This window comes from Billgrantia gudaonensis (assembly GCF_900100195.1).
Taxonomy (GTDB): Bacteria; Pseudomonadota; Gammaproteobacteria; order Pseudomonadales; family Halomonadaceae; genus Halomonas; species Halomonas gudaonensis.
The window spans coordinates 140,728-162,130 of the sequence record NZ_FNES01000001.1 but is presented as its reverse complement, the minus strand read 5'-3'; the positions used below and the strand labels follow the sequence as shown (position 1 = coordinate 162,130).

Sequence of the window (21,403 nt, the reverse complement as noted above, 5' to 3'; positions counted from 1 at the left end):
GCCAAGGCGGCAACTTGATGGCAGAAGCCGGGAGCACGCGTGATCGTCCGCTGGGAAAGTGACCATGACTATGTGTTGGTGCACATCCACCAGGACATGTTCGGAGACTGGATATTCAGCCGCGCCTGGGGGCAGATCGGCACCCAGTTCGGCGGGCTGAAGCACCAGCTGGCCGACGACCACGCCCAGGCCATGATGTGGCTCGCCGACGAGACCACCATCCAGGCCTCGCGAGGCTTGCGCAAGGTACTGGAAGCCGAGGACCACAGCGCCGAGGGCCGCGAAGCGGTCGGCCAGCTATCGCTGCTGGACACCCTTTAGAGCCGTAAGCCGAGAGGATGCCATCCGCGTAGCCAGTGGCGAATGTTTTTCTTACAGCTCAAGGTTCATAGCTTATGGCTCCCGGCGAAGCCGGGTCAGCCCAGGTAGCGCCGCCCATCCCGCATGACGGCACCGCGAGCCGTGCCCGGCGGCGTCGCTCCGGTCTCCTCCCGCAGCCTTGCCCAGGCCGCTTCGTCCAACTGGCCGCGTGCTGCCAGCCAGGCCGCCAAGCGCGTGGGCTCGAAGCCGCGATCGAGCTCCTCCCCTGCGGCATCCACCAATACCGGAATGCGCACCCCGTAGCGAGCCAGCAACGCCTCGTCCTCGCTGATCTCGACTCTTTCCAGCCGATAGTCGCCGTCGTGCAGCAGCGTCAGCAGAGCTTCCAACTGCTCGCACAGATGGCAGCCCAGGGTGGTGTAAAGCGTCAAGTGGGTCATGGGCTTTCCCGGTGGCGTATCAGGAATACGTGGTGCAGGTCGGGGTTACGATGGAAGTCCGGGTCGAACGTCCGCGCCGATATCTCCTCCACCGCATAGCGTTCGCCGAGGTCGGAGTCGAGCCGGAAGCGGCGCTGGTTGTTGGAGAACACCAGGGTACCGCCCGGTGCCAGACGGGCCATGGCGAGATCGACCAGGCGACCATGATCGCGCTGGACGTCCAGGGTATCCGTCATCTTCTTGGAGTTGGAGAAGGTCGGCGGATCGAGAAAGATCAGATCGAACTCGGCGCGGGCCGTCTCCAGCCAGCGCAGACAATCGTCGCGCACCACCCGATGGCACGAAGGATCGAGCGCGTTGAGGGCGAAATTGTCGCGCGCCCAGGACAAGTAGGTGTTCGAGAGGTCGACGCTGACGCTCTCGCTGGCACCCGGCGCCATCCGAGTGCCCAGCGCCGCCTGCACGGTAGCGGCAGCGGTGTAGCAGAAGAGATTGAGGAAGCGACGTCCGGCGGCCATCTCACCGAGCATTCGGCGTACCGGCCGATGGTCGAGAAAGAGTCCCGTGTCCAGGTAGTCGTGGAGATTGACCCACAGCCGCGCACTCCCCTCCTGCACCACGAACCGCTCGCCGCTGTCGCCCTGCTTGCGATACTGGTCGCGCCCGCTCTGGCGCTCACGGCGTTTGACCACGACATGGCCGGGATCGACCTCTAGCACCTCGGGAATCACCGCCAGGACATCGAACAGGCGTTTCTGAGCCTGGGACGGGTTCACCGAGCGTGGCGGGGCATATTCCTGCACGTGAATGCGATCGCCGTAGACGTCGATGGCCACGGCGTACTCCGGCATGTCGGCATCGTAGAGCCGATAGCAGGTTTCGCCGGAGCGGCGCAGCCACTTGGCCAGCCGCTTGCGGTTCTTCTCCAGGCGGTTGGCGAACATTTGCGCCCCGTCGCCGCGGACCGGACGCTCGGCCGCGGTGTTCTCATGGGCCTGATTCTCGACGGGCACGTCCAGCAACAGCAGTTTGGCCTCCAGCGGGCCGTTGTTGAGCGCATACTGCTTGTCGGCACGCAGGCCGAGACGGTGGCCCAGGTCAGGATTGGCGGTGAACACCGCCAGACGCCAACCGGGAAAGGCGCGCCGCACGCCCTCCCCCAGCTCGGCGTAGAGACTCACCAGTTCGGGCAGCTCGCCCAGCCGCTCGCCGTAGGGGGGATTGGTGATCACCAGTCCCCGCTCCGCCCCACCGAGTGACTGGGGCCGCTGCAACTGGGCCAGCGAGACCCCGTCGAATTCGATCAAGGCAGGTATGCCGGCACGCATGGCATTGGCCTTGGCCGCGGCCAACGCCGGCGGACTCCGGTCGAAACCGTACAGGCGTGCGCGGCAGCGCTTGCGCCCGATGCGCGCTCGCGCCTCGGCTTCGCGCTTTAGCTCGTGCCACTGCGCCGCGTCGTGGCCGGCCCAGCCGTGGAAGCCGAAGCGCTCGCGATTCAGGTTGGGTGCCATGTCGGCCGCCATCAGCGCCGCCTCGATCAGTAGCGTGCCAGCTCCGCACAGCGGATCGACCAACGCTTCGCCGGCACGCGCACGGGCCGGCCATCCCGCACGGATCAGCAGCGCCGCGGCTAGGTTCTCCTTGAGCGGAGCATGCCCAAGGTCGCGACGATAGCCGCGACGGTGCAGGCTATCGCCGGCCATGTCCACGCCGACCGTCAACCGACCGCGATGCAGGTGCGCATAGAGGCGCAGGTCGGGCTGCTTGAGCTCGACCCGCGGGCGCTCCCGGCCGGCGGCCTGGGCGGCATCGACGACGCCGTCCTTGACGATCTGGGCGCCGAAGCGGGTGTGGCGTATCTGCTCGCTGCGCCCGTGGAAATCTACCGCCAGGGTGCTGCCGGGGCCCAAGTGCTGCGTCCAGTCGACACGAGCCACCGCCTGACGCAGTGCGTCGGGCTGCTCGATGCCGTCCTCGCGAACGACGCAGAGCACGATACGGTTGGCCAGCCGCGACCACAGGCACGCCCGGTAGGCACCGGCCAGGTCGGCATGGAAGTGCACGCCGGCCACGGTGGTCTTTTGCGGCTCGCCACCCAATTCACGCAGCTCGTCGGCCAGTAGCGCTTCGAGCCCACGGGGACAGGTCGCCAAAAAGGCGAAAGGCGGTGTAGGAGTTTCGCTCATGATTCTCGTGCCGGCGTCTGACGCCGCGCATATTCCTTTTGTGGCATTTCCATGGCGATCTTATGACGAAACACAGGTCGACAGTCGCTGCCATGATGCGCTATGAATGAGGGTAGTAGCTACTGTCAAGACGCATGCGTCCATTGGCGAGCCGAGGGCTCGCCACCACTCGCTCGGCCGTGGAAAACGCCTCCTCGCGCCGAGAGCGTGGCACGCCGGGCTCCACGCTGTCGTGAGGCCCAAATTGGTACCTTGACAAGAGGTCATCCGATGAAAAGACAGAAACGTGATCGGTTTCAGCGCGCCTATCTGCATGGCTACAAGGCGGGTATCTCGGGGCGCTCCCGCGACGACTGTCCCAGTCAGGATGTCAATATACGCGAGTATTGGATGAGCGGTTGGCGTGAAGGCCGTGGGGACCAATGGGCCGGGATGACCGGCGTCTCCGGCATTCACAAGAACCCCATGGTCATTTGACCTTCCACTTTCGTTACACCCAATCGATCGTCCTGTGAGCCGATGCGTCGGCCTCATCTCAGCCAAGCCCATGACTGCGGTCATGGGCTTTCTTCTCGTCCCACGTCTTGCCTCACGGCCTCTCCCATCGCCACCGCCTGCAACGCCCTGGCGCACTCGGCCACCAGCGCAGGCCCGCGATAGATGAAGCCCGAATAGAGCTGTACCAGATCCGCTCCCGCCTCTCGCTTGGCAACGGCCGCCGTGCCGCTGTCGATACCGCCCACGCCAATGATCGGCAGTGTCGGCAGGTGGTGCCGCAGCTCGCGCAGGATGGCATTGGAGGCCTCGAACACCGGGCGGCCGGAGAGCCCGCCCGCCTCGTCGGCGTAGCGCCGGCCGGCCACCCCTTCGCGTGATACCGTGGTATTGGTGGCGATCACCGCATCGATGCCGTTGTCGGCGATGCTGCGGGCCACCAGCGCCACCTCTTCCGACTGCATGTCGGGAGCGATCTTCACCGCCAGTGGCACTCGCCGCCCACTCTCGCTGTCGAGCCGCGATCCAGCCTCGCGCAACGCGCCCAACAGCGCGTCCAAATGATCGCCGAACTGCAGGTCGCGCAGCCCCGGCGTGTTGGGAGAGGAGACGTTGACGGCGATGTAGTGGGCATGGGCGTGCACCTTTTCCAGACACGCCAGGTAGTCATCGACGGCACGCTCCACCGGGGTGGTCAGGTTCTTGCCGATGTTGATGCCGATCACCCCGTCATAGCGGCTCGCCTTGACCCGTTCCACCAGATGGTCGACGCCGGCATTGTTGAAGCCCATGCGATTGATGATGGCGCCCGCCTCGGGCAGGCGAAACAGACGCGGCCGCGGATTGCCGGGCTGAGGCTTCGGCGTCACCGTGCCCACTTCGACGAAGCCGAAGCCCAGCGCCCCCAGGGCATCCAGATGATCGGCGTTCTTGTCGAGCCCGGCGGCAAGCCCCACTCGGTTGGGGAAGCGCAGCCCCATGAGTTCCACCGGATCGTCGATGCGCTGGCCGACCAGCAACGAAGCGAGCCCCAGGCGATGCCCCACGTCGAGGCCGCGCAAGGCGATGCCGTGGGCCGTCTCCGCATCGAGACGGAACAGCAGGGAGCGGGCAAGAGCGTACATGGACATCTCCGAGCGGCGGTAACGAGCGGGCAGGAGTATACCAGCCCCGCTCGTCGGCCACGACTCACACCGCGCCCGGCCCGAAGCGAGTGCCGCTTGGCGGCACCGCCGACTGACCTAGGCCTCACCCATCGCCGTTGCTCTCGGCCAGATCGACCAGCTCGCGCACGGCCACCGCGAACAGCGGGAAGCCGCCCTGGCTGCCGCCGCGTACCTCACTGACCAAGCGGCACCAGCGCTCGTGCAGGTGACGGTGCTGATCGAGCCAGTGGGCGACCCGCTCGTCCGCATCGCGGCCTCCCTCCTCGGCCTTGAGCACGCTGACGGTGAGCGCCAGCTGCTGGCGGTCGATATCGTCGCGGAAGGTTTCCCGCGCCTGGGCCTGCCAGCTGTCGCGAACCTTGAGATTGGTTACCTGCTGGAGCATCCACGGCAGCTCTAGGCGATGCCCGATCTCGTAGAAGATCTCGGCCACCCGCTGCGGCTTCTCTTCGGACTGGCGGGCCGCCTGAATGATGCCCAGCGCGCTGTACAGGCTGCCGGCAGCCGCCACCGTGGCCGCCAGTCCCTCGGGCACCCCGGCTTCGAGCAGCTCGTCGCGGCGCGTTTCCCATTGGGCGCGCTCCTCGCCGCGCAGCAGATCGCCGACGCTCTCCTCTAGCTGGGCCACCCGCGGGGCGAAGTACTCGATGGCATCACGCGTCGACAGCCCCATCCGCTGACGCAGGAACCAGCGGGTCGCCCGCCGAATCAGACGCATCAGGTCGAGCATCATCGCGTACTGCACCTGGCTCGGCACCTGATTGTCGAGCGCCTCGATCTGTTCCCAGGTCGTGGCGAGTTGGTAGCTGTCTCGTGCCACGATGTAGGATCGAGCGATCTCGGCACGGCTCGCCCCGGTGGAGTCGATCAACCGCCGCACGAAGACGATGCCCATGTGGTCGACCAGATCGTTGGCCACCTGGGTGGTGACGATCTCGCGCTTCAGACGATGCTGGTACATCTCGTCGCGGAAGCGCTCGACCAGCACCGGCGGGAAGATACGCTCCAGGTACTGCTGGATGTAGGGGTCATCGGGAACGTCCGAGGCCAGCACCTCGCCCTTGAGCACGCTCTTGGCGTAAGAGATCAGCACCGAGAGTTCGGGCAGCGTCATGCCCTGCTCATTGTTGGCCCGTTCATGGAGCTCATCGTCGGCCGGCAGGTATTCCAGCTCGCGATCGATCTGACCGGCCGCCTCCAGCTCGCTGATGAAGCGCCGATAGGGCCCGATGCCGACTCGCGAGAGGATCTCGGAGAGATCCAGCGCCTGCGTCTGGCGGTAATTGTCACGGATCACCAGCTCGGCGACCTCATCGGTCATGTCGGCCAGCAGCCGGTTGCGCTGCTTTTCGGTCATGTCGCCGCGCTTGACCACCTCGTCGATGAGGATCTTGATGTTGACCTCGTGGTCGGAGCAGTTCACGCCGCCGGCGTTGTCGATGAAGTCGGTATTGACGCGAATGCCCTTGAGAGCGGCCTCCATGCGACCGAGCTGGGTGAGGCCCAGGTTGCCGCCCTCGCCCACCACGCGACAGTTGAGCTCGGCGCCGGTGACGCGCAGCGCGTCGTTGGCCTTGTCGCCGACCTCGGTATCGTTCTCTTCACTGCCCTTGACGTAGGTGCCGATCCCGCCGTTCCAGATCAGATCCACCGGCGCCTTGAGCATGGCGCGAATCAGCTCGTTGGGGGGAAGCTTGTCCTCCTTGATACCGAAGCGCTGTTTCATCGGCTTGGAGATGGGAATCGACTTGGCGCTGCGCTTGAACACGCCGCCGCCCGCCGAGATGAGGCTGGTATCGAAGTCCTCCCAGGACGAGCTCGGGGCAGTGAACAGGCGTTGACGCTCGGCGAAGGTGGCCGCCGCATCGGGCTCGGGGTCGACGAAGATGTGCAGGTGGTTGAAGGCGCCGACCAGGCGAATCTTGTCGGAGAGCAGCATCCCGTTGCCGAACACGTCACCGGCCATGTCGCCGATGCCCAGCACCGTGAACTCGTCACGCTGGGTATCCACCCCCAGGCCGCGGAAGTGGCGCTTGACCGACTCCCAGGCCCCCTTGGCGGTGATGCCCATCTTCTTGTGATCGTAGCCGTTGGCGCCGCCGGAGGCGAAGGCATCGCCCAGCCAGTGGCCATACTCGGCGGAGATCTCGTTGGCGATGTCGGAGAAGGTGGCGGTGCCCTTGTCGGCCGCCACCACCAGGTAGGCATCGTCGTCGTCGTGACGGACCACGTCGCGGGGCGGCACCACTTCACCGCCGACCAGATTGTCGGTGACATCGAGCAGCGCGCGAATGAAGGTCTTGTAGCAGGCGATGCCCTCTCGCTGCATGGCCTGGCGGTCGCCACCCTCGGGCAGACGCTTGCACACGAAGCCACCCTTGGCGCCCACCGGCACGATCACCGCATTCTTGACCTGCTGCGCCTTGACCAGCCCCAGCACTTCGGTGCGGAAATCCTCGTGGCGGTCGGACCAGCGCAGACCGCCACGAGCCACCTTGCCGCCGCGTAGGTGTACGCCCTCCACTCGTGGCGAACAAACGAAGATCTCGTAGACCGGCCGCGGGCGAGGCATGTTGGTGACCTGGCTCGGATCCAGCTTGAAGGCGATGTAGTCCTTGATCTGCCCATCCGGCGTGGTCTGGTAGTAGTTGGTGCGCAGCGTCGCCAGGATCAGCTCCATGTAGCGTCGCAGCAGCTGATCGTCGTTGAGGCTCGCCACCCCGTCGAGATGACGCACGATGGTCTCGACGCAGGCATCGATGGCCTGTGCGCTCCCCGTTTCCTGAGGATGGAAGCGCAGCGCGAACAGGCGCACCAGCTCACCGGTGATCTCGGGATGATTGGCCAGAGTCGTGGCGATGTAGTCCTGCGACATGCCGAAGCGAATCTGCTTCAAGTAGCGTGCATAGCCGCGCAGCATGGCGACCTCTCGCCAGTCCAGATTGGCGACGATCACCAGGCGATTGAAGGCGTCGTTGTCCGCTTCGCCAGCCCAGATGCGCTGGAAGGCCTCGATGAAGGGTTCGCGCATCGCCTGCAGGCTGACTTCGATGCTGGTGTGATGTTCCAGGTCGAAGTCGTGGATCCAGTAGGTCGTCTCCTCCGTCTCGATCTCGTAGGGCCGCTCGCCGATCACCCGCAACCCCAGGTTCTCCATCATCGGCAGCACGTCGGACAGCGGAATCGGGCGGCCACGGTGGAACAGCTTGAGGTTGACTCCGCTGCTCTCTTCCTCCAGCAGGCGATAGAGCGACAGCGCCAGATCCTTGCCGTCGTCCAGCTCGATCAGGTGATGAACGTCGAATACCGCCGTGCGTGCGCCATAGTCGTCACGATAGCTGGCGGGAAAAGCGTTGCGGAAGCGATCCATCAGGCGATTGGCCTGCTCCTCGCCATAGCCTTCCACCATGGCTTCCTGGAGCTCGTCTCGCCAGCTGCGGGCCAGGCGGGCCACCTTCGCCTCGATCCGCCGGATGTCGACGTCCTTCGGCGTCTCGCCGTTGAAGCGCAAGATGAACTGGATGCGTGCCAACACCGATTCCGAGAGATAGGTATTGAAGTCGCCGAAGACGGCATCGAGTTCCTCGCAGAGCAGATCCTGAATGCGCAGACGCAGGTCGGTGGAGAAGACGTCGCGGGGCACGAACACCAGGCAGGAATGGAATCGCCCCGAACGGTCGGTACGGACGAACAGCCGCACCCGACGCCGCTCACGGATGTCGAGAATGCCCAGCGCCGTTCGCGCCAGCTCCTGAATGTCGATCTGGAAGAGATCGTCGCGCGGGTAGACCTCGAGGATCTGCAACAGTTGCTTGCCGTTGTGCCCCTTGGGGTTGAAGCCGGCGATGTCCATCACCGCCTTGAGCTTGCGGCGCAGCAACGGGATGTTGCGTGGCGACTCGTTGTAGACGGTGGCGGTGAAGAGTCCGAGGAAGCGACGCTCACCGACCACCCGGCCGTGTTCGTCGTAGCGATCCACCGAGATGTAGTCAGGGTAGGTGGGTCGGTGAACTCGGGCGTGGTGAGCGCTCTTGGCGAACGACAGCAGTTGGGGCACCAGCACGAAGCGTTCGCCATCGACGCCCAGCTCGGTGCGAATGCGCTCGCGATAGCGCGGCTGATCGAGGCGGAAGACGCCCAGTTCGCTGCCGGCGACCTTCTCCAGGCGATCGCCCTCGGTATCCGTCTCGACGGTGAACTCGTCGTAGCCGAGGAACGTGAAGTTGTCGCGCACGAGCCACTCGAGAAAGGCGATCGCCTCGGCATGATCGTCGGCATCGACCGTCTCCGGCCGTCCCGCCTCGAGCTCGTCCACCGCTGCACGCACCCGCTCGCACATGGCGGGATAGTCGCCCACGGCGGTACGTACGTCCTGCAGCACTTCATGAATGCCGCTTTCGATCTCGGCCAGAAAGGCGGGATTGGAGTGGCGGTCTATCTCGATGACGATCAACGACTCGCGGGCAGCCGGCGCCCCATCGCCACGCGGCGAAGTGACTTGTTGGAGGTCGTGCCTGGCACTGCGCTTCACGGCCAACACGGCATTGTGGATGGCATGCACGGTGAGACCGCGACGGTTCAGTTCGATGCGTACCGAATCGACGAGGAAGGACATGTCCTCGTGCAACACCGCCACGAAGGTGTGCGTCGACTGCCAGCCGTGCTCTTCGAAATCGGGGTTGAAGACCCGCACCTTGGGTTCGGCAGAGTCGAAGTGCTGAATGAAATGCCACACCGACAGCGTGGCACCGTAGAGATCGTCGAGTCGTCGGTCGGCCAGATCGTCCAACGGCACCGTGGCGTAGAAGTACCGCGCGAAGGCATCCACCGCCTCGGCGCGCTTCCGGTCCAGGCCGCTCTCCAGCCGCTCACGCAACTGATCGAGGATATCCTGCCTGTCCGCTTCGATCGTCTCGTAATGCATCCCTCACCTCGACTGCCACGGGCCGCGATCGGCGACCCAGATAGATGTTCGGCGATGACCCCGCCCGTGACGCCAGCTTACTGCAGCCCGTTCAGCCAACCTACCGAGTTGCCGGCCTTTTCATGGTGCATGTCGCTTGCGCATCGCTGTCGACGCCATGATGCCTTGACTTTCCTGCCAGGCATCGAAAGGCTCAGGCTTCACGGCGAACCAGCAGCACACCGCATTCGCAGTGGTCGGTCCAGGGAAACTGGTCGAACAGCGCCAGGCGTTCGACGTCGTGGGATTGACTGAGAGACTCCAGATTGTGCGCCAACGTATCGGGGTTGCATGAAATATAGACGATACGCCGATACCCGCTCAGTTGACGACAGCTCGCCGCGTCGAGACCGGCACGCGGCGGATCGACCAGCACGGTGGAAAAGTCGTGATCATCGAGGGCCATGGCGGCCACGCGCCGCCCCGCTTTTTCACCGGCCAAGGCCTCGGCGAACTCCTCGGCGGACATGCGTGCCACATGCACGTTGTCGATGCCGTTGGCTGCCAGGTTCTGCTGCGCACTGGCCACCGACACCCGCGAGATTTCCGTGGCCACCACACGCCGGAAATTCTCGGCCAGCGCCACGGTGAAGTTGCCGTTTCCACAGTACAGCTCCACCAGATCGCCATCGCCGCTGTCACGCGTCACGTCCCGAGCCCAGGCGAGCATCGAGCGACACACTTCGGCGTTGGGCTGGGTGAAGCCATTCTCCACTTGCTGATAGTGGAAGGTCTGCCCTTCCACCTCGAGTCGCTCCCAGACGTGATCCCGAGCGAGCACCAGGCGCTGCTTGCGAGCCCGCCCGATGATGTCGATGCCCAGCCGCTCCTGCAGCTGGCGGGCCTCGGCCTCCCAGGCGTCATCCAACTGGCGGTGGTAGATCAGCGTCACCAGCGCTTCTCCGGAGAGCGTGGTGAGGAACTCCACCTGAAAGAGCTTGCGCCGCAGCACCGGACTTGCCAGCAGCGCCTCGCGCAGGCGCGGCATCAGCGCGTTGATGTGCCGGCTGGCCACCGGGTAGTCGTCCAGGCGCACCACCCTCTTGTGCTTGGGGTCATCGGGGTCGACCTCGAACATGGCGTAGAAGAGATCGTCCCCGGCGTGCCAGATGCGGAATTCGCAGCGCTGCCGGAAGTGGCTCGGCGGCGAGGCAAAGACCTCGAGATCGGGCGGTGCGAAGCGCGCGAACTGGCGGCGGATGCGCTCGCACTTGGCAGCGAGCTGGTCGTCATAGCGGGGCGGGTCGACAGCAGGAATGGACACGGCAACTCCGTAGGGATGACGGTAACGGGAAGACTAGAAAGGCGCTCAACCGACAGGCAACAGGCGCGGCTCGGCAAACCCGAAGCGGGCCAGACCACGGGCCAGGCGCGCGTCGGGGGCAGTGGCCAGGCTCGCATCTTCAGCGTGGCGCTGGGCGGTATCGCCCACCACCTGCCCGGTGCGACGGGCGATGGCCGAACTGGAATCGACCAGCGTCACCGGCCAGGGAGCCGACTCGGCGATCTCGCGATGCAGTAGCGGAAAGTGAGTGCAGCCAAGCACCAGGGTATCCAGCGTGGGCGACCGCCACAGCGGGGCCAGCGCCGCACGGATGGCGCTCTCGTCGACCGTCTCTCCCGCTACCCGACGCTCGGCCTGCACCACCAGGCCATCGGCTGCCACGCGCTCTACCCGGCAGTCGCTGGCGAAATCACGGATCAGTCGCTCGGTGTAGGGGCGCACCACGGTGGCACTGGTCGCCAACAGGGCGACATGGCGGTTTCGGCTGAGACGTGCAGCCGGCTTGATGGCCGGTACCGTCCCCACCACCGGCACCGAAAGGCGCGCACGCAGGGCATCGAGCGCCAGGGTGCTGGCCGTGTTGCAGGCCACTATCAGCACCGCGCAGCCACTGGCTGTCACGGCCGCCTCGCACACCGCCAGGATGCGCGCTACCAGCCAGGCATCGGGGCGAGTGCCATAGGGCAGCATGGCGTTGTCACAGACATAGGTCAGCGCCGCACCAGGCAGCTGGCGACGCAGTTCGGCGACCACGGACAGCCCGCCGACGCCGGAGTCGAAGATCAGGATCGGGCCGGGCATGCAGCGGTGCAGGTCATTGCGTTGAAGCGCGCCTGCCGGCGCGGCCGGCAGGGACGGAGAAAAAGGTCGATCATGCAGCTGGACTCCGCGACGACGAGGCGCCCATTCTAGCAGCCTGCCGTGCCACGCAAAGCCCGGCACCCTCCCGCTCGGCTCAAGACACTGGCTCGGGAGCCTCCTTCAGCTCGGCATAGAGTTCGGGGTACGCCTGCTGGAGCCGCTCCAGCTCGGCCGCGGCGCCTTCCGGCAACGCCTCGGCGAGCCGGTCGAGATCCTCGTCCTCGAAGTGTTCGCGAATCAGCGGGAACAGCAGCTCGCGCTCATCGCGCAAGTAGGCGCGGTGGGCGTCGAGATAGGCCTTGAGATCGTCGGCGAAGCGGTCCATCGGGACCACGGCGTCCATCAGTATCATGTCGATGTCGTTGGACAGTCGCTTCAACTGGCGGCGCAACGCCTGGTAATCGCAACTCAGGCGTTCCGTCAGCACCTGGCAATCGGGTTGCTTGGCCTGGAGACGCTCCGCCAGCACGCTCTCGAGCGGCTGGGTGAAACCTTCCATGTAGTCGAGAATGTAGTCGACCACCTCCCGAACCAACTGAAAGTTGGGCCGCTCTCCAGCGGACAGGGTCTTCTGCTTGAGCTGAAGGACGTGCAACATGCGCGCCATGTTGGCATGATCCTGGCGCAGCTGGGTCAGCATGGGCATGTCGAGGCCTCCTCTAACCGGCGGGTGAACGGCATACTGGATTGGAGTCGCGTAGCGGGGGCGGGTTCAGTGCCACGTCAACGTCCCGACGCACGTGACCGGGAGTGCTGTATCACCCTAGTGCCTTTGTGCCCGCAGCGCCTATCATCAAAAGTCATATTGACAAAGCCGCCAAGCAGCTTTCAACGCTTGATCCCGACTCTCCGATTCGGCACCGTTGCCGACATTCCAGCAAGGACGAGCCCATGGACCTCTTCGAATCGGCCAACGACGCTGCCTCCCCGCTCGCCTACCGTATGCGCCCGCGGCGCCTGGCTGACTACGTCGGCCAGCAGGCGCTGGTCGGGCCCGGCAAGCCGCTGGCCCGCATGGCCGAGACGGGCAAGGTGCGCTCGATGATCCTGTGGGGCCCACCCGGCAGCGGAAAGACCACCCTGGCCGACATTCTCGCCGAGGAGTCGGGCTCCCACCTGGAGCGCCTCTCGGCGGTCATGGCCGGGGTCAAGGAGATCCGCGCTGCAGTGGAGAGAGCCCGCGCCCTGCAGGCCCAGGGGCGCACCACCCTACTGTTTCTCGACGAGATCCACCGTCTCAACAAGAGCCAGCAGGACGCCTTGCTGCCTCACGTCGAGTCGGGGCTGTTGACGCTGATCGGCGCCACCACCGAGAACCCTTCCTTCGAGGTCAACTCGGCGTTGCTATCGCGGGCCCGCGTGCACGTGCTCAAGCCGCTCGGCGAGACGGAGCTCATCGAGGTGATGCGCCGTGCCCTGGCCGACCGCGAACGCGGCCTCGGCGAGCGACGCATTGCCGTGAACGACGACGTGCTGGAGATCATCGCTCGGGCAGCGGCAGGAGACGCGCGCCGCGCCCTGGGCCTGCTGGAAACCGCCTGCGATTTCGCCGAGCCGGGAACGGACGGGGGCGAAGTGCTGCACCGCGAAGCGCTCGACGACGTGCTCGGCCACCAGGCCAGCGCCTTCGACAAGCAGGGCGACCATTACTACGACTTGCTGTCGGCCATCCACAAGTCGGTGCGCTCCTCGCGGCCCGATGCGGCGCTGCTCTACATCGCCCGTTTCGTTCAGGGCGGCGGCGACCCGCTGGATGTGATCCGTCGACTGGCAGCCATTGCCTCCGAGGACGTCGGCAACGCCGACCCGCGCGCCCTGCCGTTGACGATGTCCGCCTGGGACGCCTACCTGCGCCTGGGCGACTACGAAGGGCAGCGCGCCATCGCCCACGCCGCCATCCACCTCGCCGTGGCGCCCAAGAGCAACGCCATCGACCGGGCATGGAAGCGCGCCCAGGCTTTCGTGGCCGCCCAGCCGAGCCTGGAAGTGCCCACCTATCTGCGCAATGCGCCCACCAAGCTGATGGAGTCGCTGGGCCACGGTGACGGCTATCGCTACGCGCATAACGAGCCCAACGGCTATCCGGCGGGCAGCGCCCACGACTGCTGGCCGGGTGACACACCTCGGGAGCGTTTCTACCGGCCCACCGAATACGGTCAGGAGAAGCGGTACGGCCAGATGATGGAATGGCGGGCGGAGCTGGATGCGGCCGCCGACCGGGAATCGTCCTGAATCATCGCGGGGAATCCAGAAACGCCCGCGCCCGAGGGTCGTCGACGTAGGCCACGTTGAGTCGAATCCAGGGCGACTCGTTCGCCTCGGGGAGGAAGACATCTCCCGGAGACAGCCGAATGCCCCGTCGCCCCGCGCTGGCCACCAGTTCCCGAGATGATGCGACATCCGGATGACGCGCCCACAGGAACATCCCGCCTTGGGGCGTCGCGTACGTTTCCCAACCGCCGTCGCGGGCCAGCGCGAGGGCAGTGACCATGCGCCGCGACAAGCGCTGGTACAGTTTCTCCGTCAGTCGGCGGTAGCTCCCGTTGCGCAACAGGGTGGCCACCACCTGCTCGGCGAAGGGCGAGGTGGCGATGTTGCTCAGCATCTTCACGTCGACCAGCGGCTTGAGGAGTTCCGGCGGCGCGGCGATGAAGCCGACCCGCAGCGAGCAGGACAGGGTCTTGGAGAAGCTGCCCACGTAGAGGACCCGCTGGAGGCCATCCAGCGCGGCCAGTCGCGGCGTGGGCGTCGGCTGGAAATCGGCGTAGATATCGTCCTCGACGATCCGCAGATCATGGCGCTCGGCCAACGCCAGCACTCGCCGGGCAACCGCCGCGGAAAGGGTCGTGCCGGTCGGGTTGTGGAGGACGCTGTGGCAGAAGAACAACTTGGGGGAATGGCGCTCGAGCAGCGTCTCGAGGTGCTCCGGATCCGGCCCCTCCTCGGTGCGGCGCACGCCGACGACGTTGACGCGGTGGAGGTGCAGCAGCCCGAACAGGTTGTAGTAGCCCGGAGACTCGACGATGACGGTGTCTCCCGGCCGCAGCAGCCAGCGCACGATGACATCGAGCGCCTGGCTCCCGCCACCGGTCATCAGCAATTGATTGGCATCGACCTCGATGGCGAGACGACGCAGCCGTTCCTGCAGCAGGGCGCGCAGCTCGGGCGACCCCAGCGGCGTGCCGTACTCGAACAACCCCGCCGACGACTGCCGCGTCACCTGGCGCAGGGCATGACCGAAGAGGTCCTCGTCGCGCCAGGCGTTGGGCAGCCAACCGCAGCCCAGCCGCAGCGACTCGCCGTCCTCCTGGAAGAGGTTCCACATCTCGTCGGAGACATCGGCCATGCCCGAACGCGCCCCCCGCTCGGCGTCATCGACCGCCCCATCGGCCACATAGAACCCCGAGCCAGGCCGCGAGACGATCCACCCCAGGGCAACGAGCCGTTCGTAGGCCTCGATCACCGTGTTGCGGCTGACGCCGTGCGTCGCGGCGAGTCGGCGGATCGACGGCAATCGCTCGCCGGATACGCCGTGCCGCACGATCCAGTCCTGGATGCCATCGGTCAGTTGCTCGACCCGGGGACGCGCCGCGAGCGGATCGACCTTCACCTGCATGGGCCTCCCCCTCCTCGCCCGCACCGTTACCGCAAAATCCGTCGCCAGTGTACCTTATGCCGCACCGGGTGGGATGGGAGCCTGAGCTCTCCATCCATTCGCTCGAGGAACACCATGCCATCGCTTCCGGGACTCCGCCTGGCCTTGGCCCTGTGCCTGATCACCACCGCCGTCAACCTCCAGGCCCCCTACTACGACGCCCTGGCGACCCATGACGGCCTCGGCGTCACCGCCACCAGCATCGCCTTCGCCTGCTATGTGCTCGGCATCCTGCCCGTGCTCCTCCTGGGTAACGGACTGCCCGACCGGTTTGGACGACGCTCGCTGATCGCGGCCGCCCTGGGGCTGTGCCTCGTCGCCACCCTGCTGACATGGCTCGCTCCCGGTGTCATCACGCTCGCCGTCGCCCGTTTCCTGATGGGCATCGCCACCGCTCTGACCTCGGCCTCGGCGCCGGCCTACATGCTGTCGCTGTTCTCCGGTCGCGATACCCGACGCCCTACGGCCTGGGTGACGACCAGCACCTCGCTCGGCTTCGGCCTGGGGGCCGCCCTGACCAGCCTGTGCCTGCTGTACGAACCCAGCCTGGCCCCGCCGAGCCTGTGGTGGTATCTATGCGCGGCTTCCCTGGCGTTGCTGGGCCTGTGGCGCCTGGAGGACGGCACCTCCCATCCCCCAACCCCCGTGCGCTTGCGTCTGCCCACCTATCCAGCCGGTGGCGTGACGTTCGGCGTCGCGATCCTGTTGGCCTGGGCCACGGTCGGGCTGGTCATCGCCCTGCTGCCCGGCGTGCTGGCTCGACACGGCCTGTCGGCCTGGTCCGGATTCGCCACCCTCGGCGTCTGCAGCGGCGGCGTCCTGTTCCAGCCCCTGGCCAGGCGCCTGGCCCCGGTGGTCTCCGTTCGCCTCGGCCTGGTCATCCTGCCGTTGGCCTATGCGCTGATCGCCTGGGGCGCGCTCAACGGCCAGTTGCCCGCCGTGCTGCTGGGCGCCGTGGGGGCCAGCAGCGCCTGCTACGGCTTCATCTACCTAGGTGGCCTGAGCGGCGTCCTGGAAGCGGCCGGCGACCAGCCTGACCGCGCCAGCGCGGGGTTCTTCCTGCTGGCCTACATCGGCTTCAGCGTGCCGGTCGTCGTCACCGGCGCACTGATGGAACACCTCGGCCAGCACGATGCCCTCATCGCCTTCGGCATCGCGCTGCTCATCACCAGCCTGGCGGTGAAGGGTCGACTGTGGCAGCAGGGCCGCCGCGCCTCCCCGCTGGCATGATCGCCGGTGCCTGAACGCCGACGGCCATAACGAGATCGCCCCCGAGCATTGCCGGGGGCGATGACATGCCGCGAAGCCGTCTGGCTCAGCGAGACTCGCGAATCACATCGACGCCGTCGGGTACCTCGAGTTCGAAACGCGCTGCGTCGATGGACGAGTTCATCACCACATCGTGGAATTCGATGGCGGTTTCCTGACCGGTGCTGTCGGTCATCTGCAGGAAACGCAGGCGCTGATCGCGGAAGGTCATCTCAAGCTCCTCGAAGAGGGTATCGGAAGCCTTGGGCACCAGCGTGAAGCTATCGCCCCCTTCCTGTTGGCGATACGAAACCTCGTAGCTCTCGGTGAGCTCGTCGGCGCTACCGGAAAGCAGCAGGGCAGGCGTGTGGGTGACGCGCTGATCGAGCGCCTGGACGGTGACCTGCTCCAGATCGGGATCGTAGAGACTGACCTCTTCACCGTCCGACACCACCACCTGCTCGTAGGGAGCGTCGACCTCCCAGCGGAACTTGCCGGGACGCGACAGCCACATCCGGCCACGGGTCTCCTGCAGGCGTTCACCGCCGCCATCGAGGATCAACTGCTCGAAGCTGGCCTGGTAGGACTCGAGCGGCTCGAGGATGGCAGTCAGTCGCTCAGCGCCGTCGTTGGCCAGCACCGCCGTCGGTACGGCAAGGGCCGCAGCCAGCACGGCCAAGCGTTTTTTCACGGTCATCGTCATGAGTCTCCTTGGACGGTTGCACGACACTCCTGTCACTCGGACTGCCGCCGCGCCGGTGGGTTGCGCACCCGCCGACGCTTGCAGGATGATTGCACGGTTACCCGCTGGCGTCGCTGGGTGGCGACATCGTCAATCCCCCGCCGGCGGCCCTGCCAGCACTTCGCGCGCGCCGTTGGTGCCCATTGAGGAGACCACCCCCGCGGCTTCCATCGCCTCCACCAGGCGCGCCGCGCGGTTGTAGCCGATCTTGAAGCGGCGCTGCACCGCCGAAATGGAGGCGCGGCGGCTTTCGGTGACGAAGGCCACGGCTTCGTCGTAGAGCGCGTCCTGCTCGGCATCACCGCCACCCTCGCCACCATCGGACTCGAGGCCGGTAAGCGCGTCGGCGGTGACGCCACCAGAAAGGATCTCCTCGATGTATTCCGGTTCGCCGCGACGCTTCCAGTCCTCCACCACGCGGTGTACCTCGTCGTCGTCGACGAAGGCGCCGTGGACGCGGGTGGGCAAGCCGGCACCCGCCGGCAGGTAGAGCATGTCACCGTGGCCGAGCAGGTTTTCGGCCCCGCCCTGGTCGAGGATGGTGCGCGAATCGACCTTGGAAGAGACCTGGAAGGCCATGCGCGTGGGGATGTTGGCCTTGATCAGGCCGGTGACCACGTCCACCGAGGGGCGCTGAGTGGCCAGTATCAGGTGGATGCCGGCGGCCCGCGCCTTCTGCGCCAGCCGCGCGATCAACTCCTCCACCTTCTTGCCGACGATCATGAACATGTCGGCGAACTCGTCGATCACCACCACGATGTAGGGCAGCTTCTCGAGCACCGGGGGATGCTCGTGCATCTGCCACGGTTGCGGCTCCCACAGCGGGTCGGCGACCTGGGCACCGGCGCGCTCCGCCTCGTCGAGCTTGGCGTTGAAGCCGGCGATGTTGCGCACCCCCATGGCGGCCATCAGCTTGTAGCGCCGTTCCATCTCGGCGACGCACCAGCGCAGGGCGTTGGCGGCCTCTTTCATGTCGGTGACCACCGGCGCCAGAAGATGCGGGATGCCGTCGTAGACGGAGAGCTCGAGCATCTTGGGGTCGACCATGATCAGGCGCAGCTCGTCGGGCGTGGCCTTGAGCAGCATCGAGATCAGCATGGCGTTGACCCCCACCGACTTGCCCGAGCCGGTAGTGCCAGCCACCAACAGGTGGGGCATCTTGCCCAGGTTGGCCACCACCGGGCCACCGCCGATGTCCTGACCGAGCGCCAGAGTGAGCGCCGAAACGGCCTCCTGGTAGCGGTCTGAATCGATCACCTCGCGCAGGCGGATCATCGCCCGGTGCGGGTTGGGTATCTCGATGCCCACCGTGGGCCGCCCCGGGATCACCTCCACCACGCGTACGCTCTTGACCATCAGCGAGCGCGCCAGGTCCTTGGCCAGGTTGCTGATCTTGGAGACCTTCACCCCCGCCGCCGGCTTGATCTCGAAGCGGGTGATGACCGGCCCCGGCCAGGTGTGCACCACCTCTGCCTTGACGCCGTACTCACGCAGGCGCGTTTCGAGCAACTCAGCCATGTCGGCCAGCTGCTGCTGGGTGTAGTTCTGCTGGTGAGGCTCGGGTGGCGTGAGCAGGCGCAGGTCGGGCAGCTGACCATCCGGCTCCGGCAAGCCGTCGAGCACCGGGCGTTGGCTCTGCAGATGTTCGACCGTCCACAGCGCTGGACCTTCGGGGTCCTCCGCCGCGTCATGCGCCTGCTCGGCCGTAGCGTGGCGCTGCGGGTCTGCAGCGCTTCCCGGCGTGTCGGCCGACTCCCCGCGCGACTCGCGCCACGAGCGCAGTCCCGAGGCCTGATCATCCCCGGCCGGGCCGTCGGTCTGATCCTCGGCTTCGCCCTCCGACGGCTCGGGCGGCGCGAAGGTCATGACGGCACTACGCTCTGCGCCAGCCTCCGGCTTCATGTCGTCCCAGCGCAGTCGCGGTTCGTTGTCGTCTGGCTCCGGCTCGGTCGGCTGCCAGTCACCCATGCCCGGCTCGCGGCGCGCCTTGGTCGTTGCCGGCTCTTCGTTGCCGGATACGACCGGCCGCGACGGCGTCGAGCTGCCCTCGCTCTCACCTTCCTCTGCCGGCTCGGGGTCGCGGGCTCGCAGCGGCATGGCTTCGGCCAGCGGTTCCGGCTCGTCGCGGCGGGCGCTGAGCGGCGACCGAGGCGACTCGGGGGTGGCGTCCCTCGCCGGGCTCTCCGTTCGGGCGGCATAGGCCGCCCCGGGCTGCTTGGCTGAGGGCGTGCGCTCGGGCACTTCCCAGGGGATCTGCACATCGCCGTCATCGCCGTAGTTCTCCGACAGCCCGGGCTCTCGCGCAGCACCCTCGACCGGACGCCGCTGACGCTGCCACCAGCGGCGCCGCGGCGGCTGATGCGGCGCCGCTGGCGCCTCGGCGGCCGGTTCGCCGACGTCATCCTCGACATCACGCCCGGCCTGGCGCGCCTCGCGTCGCTCGCGCGCCAGGCCGAAGGGAACGGCCGTCCAGCGCCATAGCCTCAACGCCCCATGACCCAGCTCATCCATGACGGTCAGCCATGACAGACCGCTGAACAACGGAAAGCCGCACAACATGGCAGCCACCGCGAGCAGACCGGTACCGCCGGTATCCACCAGCGGAACCAATGCGCCCACCAGTCCTTCGCCGAGAATCCCGCCCGCAGCGTAAGGCAACAGGCTGTCGGGATTGTAGAAATGCAGGGCTCCCAGGGTGGTCGTGCCCAGCAGCAGCAGCACGAGTCCGCCCAGACGCACGGCCAGCGCCGTGGCATCCCACTCGAAGCGCACTTGCCGCGAGCGCACCAGCCACCAGCCACCGAAGCCCAGCATGCCGGGCCACCACAGTGCGCTGGCACCGAACAGCGAATAGAGCACGTCGGCCAGCCAGGCGCCGATGGGGCCCATCCAGTTGGTCACGGCCGTCTCGGGACCGCGCTGAGACCAACCCGGGTCGCTGGGTTGGTAGCTGAACAGCGCCAGCAGCAGGAACACGCAGGCGGCCAGCAGGACGATCACCACGCCCTCGCGTGCGGCCCCCTGCAGGCGCAGTCCGAACCGCTTGGCGCTGGCTCGGGCCTGGTCGGCCGTGGCCCGTGCCGAGGCTCGCTTCTCCTTCACGCTCAACTGTTATCCCCCTAGCGCCGTGACAACGGCACCTTGCAGAAGCCTCGAATGGTCCGAATCGTTCTCGACCGTCCATCATACCGGGACGACGCGCCAGCGCACAGGGAGTGACCACCTTGCGCTTGAGCGGCCGCACAACCAGCGTCACACTGGGCATTCATTCACGCGAAGGCGCCCCGTGTCATCATGCTGCCCTGGCTGCCCAAGTCACCGATCGCTTTCCCTTGCGTCTCGCAGGCGCTTCGCGACCCCGACGGCCTGTTGGCCGCCGGCGGCGATCTGACGCCCGAATGGCTGCTCGCCGCCTATGCCCGTGGCATCTTCCCCTGGTACAGCGACGACCAGCCGATCCTGTGGTGGAGCCCCGAGCCACGCATGGTGCTCTTTCCCGACGCGCTGCGCGTCTCGCGAAGCCTCGCCAAGCGAGTGCGCAACGGTGGCTTCTCGGTCACCTTCGATCATGCCTTCGACACCGTGGTTGCCGCCTGTGCCGCCCCGCGCCCCGGCCAGCCGGGCACCTGGATCACCGACGCCATGCGCCAGGCCTATGGCACTCTTCACACCCTGGGTTTCGCCCGCTCGGTGGAGGTATGGCGAAACGATCGGCTGGTGGGAGGACTCTACGGCGTGGCCATGGGCGGCGCTTTCTTCGGCGAGTCGATGTTCTCGCGCGAGAGCGATGCTTCCAAGGTCGCGCTGGTGCATCTCGTGCGGGCCATGCGCACCGGCGGCGGACGGCTGATCGATTGCCAGATGCATACCGCTCACCTGGAGCGTCTCGGCGCCCGGGACATCGCTCGCGAAGCGTTCATCGGCTATCTTGAAGAGTGCCTGACAGGCCCGGCGGAACGGCGCTTCGGCTATCCATTGCCGGCCTGGCCGAAACCCGATGACGCCACGAATCCGTCGACACCTCATGCACTCACATAG

General features: G+C 66.5%; 15 protein-coding genes. 5 read left to right on the top strand and 10 right to left on the bottom strand.

Features of this window, described 5'->3' with window-relative positions; all coding sequences use genetic code 11:
* Positions 1–39 precede the first annotated feature (39 nt).
* On the top strand, positions 40–321 hold the full coding sequence (locus tag BLP96_RS00715) for a hypothetical protein (protein WP_089682079.1): 282 nt from the start codon (positions 40–42) through the stop codon (positions 319–321).
* A 95-nt stretch (positions 322–416) separates the two neighbouring features.
* On the opposite strand, the gene BLP96_RS00710 is transcribed toward BLP96_RS00715, so the two are convergent.
* Positions 417–761, bottom strand: coding sequence for a glutaredoxin family protein (locus BLP96_RS00710; RefSeq protein WP_089682077.1), 345 nt, complete (start codon positions 759–761; stop codon positions 417–419).
* Complete coding sequence (rlmKL, locus tag BLP96_RS00705; protein ID WP_089682075.1) at positions 758–2,950, bottom strand: bifunctional 23S rRNA (guanine(2069)-N(7))-methyltransferase RlmK/23S rRNA (guanine(2445)-N(2))-methyltransferase RlmL; 2,193 nt, start codon at positions 2,948–2,950, stop codon at positions 758–760. Before rlmKL ends, BLP96_RS00710 begins: the two co-directional genes overlap by 4 nt.
* 270 nt (positions 2,951–3,220) lie before the next feature.
* On the opposite strand from rlmKL, the gene rmf reads away from it, so the two are divergent.
* Entirely contained in the window at positions 3,221–3,427 is a 207-nt protein-coding gene (gene rmf / locus BLP96_RS00700) for a ribosome modulation factor (RefSeq protein ID WP_089682073.1), read from the top strand.
* Positions 3,428–3,507: 80 nt separating this feature from the next.
* Here rmf and BLP96_RS00695 read toward each other — a convergent pair whose 3' ends face one another.
* From BLP96_RS00695 to BLP96_RS00675, 5 genes are all read right to left on the bottom strand, one after another.
* On the bottom strand, positions 3,508–4,569 hold the full coding sequence (locus tag BLP96_RS00695) for a quinone-dependent dihydroorotate dehydrogenase (protein ID WP_089682071.1): 1,062 nt from the start codon (positions 4,567–4,569) through the stop codon (positions 3,508–3,510).
* Between the two features lie 124 nt (positions 4,570–4,693).
* Positions 4,694–9,535 (bottom strand): NAD-glutamate dehydrogenase, encoded by a 4,842-nt coding sequence (locus BLP96_RS00690; RefSeq protein WP_089682069.1) that lies wholly within the window; start codon positions 9,533–9,535, stop codon positions 4,694–4,696.
* A gap of 193 nt (positions 9,536–9,728) precedes the next feature.
* Positions 9,729–10,838: a tRNA (uridine(54)-C5)-methyltransferase TrmA gene (gene trmA / locus BLP96_RS00685; RefSeq protein WP_089682067.1), complete on the bottom strand. Its 1,110-nt coding sequence runs from the start codon at positions 10,836–10,838 to the stop codon at positions 9,729–9,731.
* Positions 10,839–10,883: 45 nt separating this feature from the next.
* The gene (murI, locus tag BLP96_RS00680; RefSeq protein WP_089682065.1) at positions 10,884–11,660 is read right to left on the bottom strand and encodes a glutamate racemase; all 777 of its coding nucleotides are present in this window, start codon (positions 11,658–11,660) and stop codon (positions 10,884–10,886) included.
* A gap of 154 nt (positions 11,661–11,814) precedes the next feature.
* Positions 11,815–12,360, bottom strand: a complete 546-nt coding sequence (locus tag BLP96_RS00675) for a hemerythrin domain-containing protein (protein WP_089682559.1) — start codon at positions 12,358–12,360, stop codon at positions 11,815–11,817.
* A 251-nt stretch (positions 12,361–12,611) separates the two neighbouring features.
* Between BLP96_RS00675 and BLP96_RS00670 the strand changes: the two genes are divergently transcribed.
* Positions 12,612–13,952, top strand: a complete 1,341-nt coding sequence (locus tag BLP96_RS00670) for a replication-associated recombination protein A (protein WP_089682063.1) — start codon at positions 12,612–12,614, stop codon at positions 13,950–13,952.
* Between the two features lies 1 nt (position 13,953).
* On the opposite strand, the gene BLP96_RS00665 is transcribed toward BLP96_RS00670, so the two are convergent.
* Entirely contained in the window at positions 13,954–15,336 is a 1,383-nt protein-coding gene (locus BLP96_RS00665) for an aminotransferase-like domain-containing protein (RefSeq protein ID WP_089682062.1), read from the bottom strand.
* A gap of 114 nt (positions 15,337–15,450) precedes the next feature.
* On the opposite strand from BLP96_RS00665, the gene BLP96_RS00660 reads away from it, so the two are divergent.
* Positions 15,451–16,605 (top strand): MFS transporter, encoded by a 1,155-nt coding sequence (locus tag BLP96_RS00660; protein ID WP_089682060.1) that lies wholly within the window; start codon positions 15,451–15,453, stop codon positions 16,603–16,605.
* An 85-nt stretch (positions 16,606–16,690) separates the two neighbouring features.
* Here the strand turns inward: BLP96_RS00660 and lolA are convergent, their stop codons facing one another.
* Both lolA and BLP96_RS00650 read right to left on the bottom strand, forming a co-directional pair.
* On the bottom strand, positions 16,691–17,320 hold the full coding sequence (gene lolA / locus BLP96_RS00655; protein WP_089682557.1) for an outer membrane lipoprotein periplasmic chaperone LolA: 630 nt from the start codon (positions 17,318–17,320) through the stop codon (positions 16,691–16,693).
* Positions 17,321–17,455: 135 nt separating this feature from the next.
* Positions 17,456–20,467, bottom strand: a complete 3,012-nt coding sequence (locus BLP96_RS00650; RefSeq protein WP_422666794.1) for a DNA translocase FtsK — start codon at positions 20,465–20,467, stop codon at positions 17,456–17,458.
* Between the two features lie 192 nt (positions 20,468–20,659).
* Here BLP96_RS00650 and aat point away from each other — a divergent pair, with 192 nt between their 5' ends.
* Positions 20,660–21,403 carry a leucyl/phenylalanyl-tRNA--protein transferase gene (gene aat, locus BLP96_RS00645; RefSeq protein ID WP_089682057.1) on the top strand — a complete coding sequence of 248 codons (744 nt, stop codon included), beginning with the start codon at positions 20,660–20,662 and terminating at the stop codon, positions 21,401–21,403.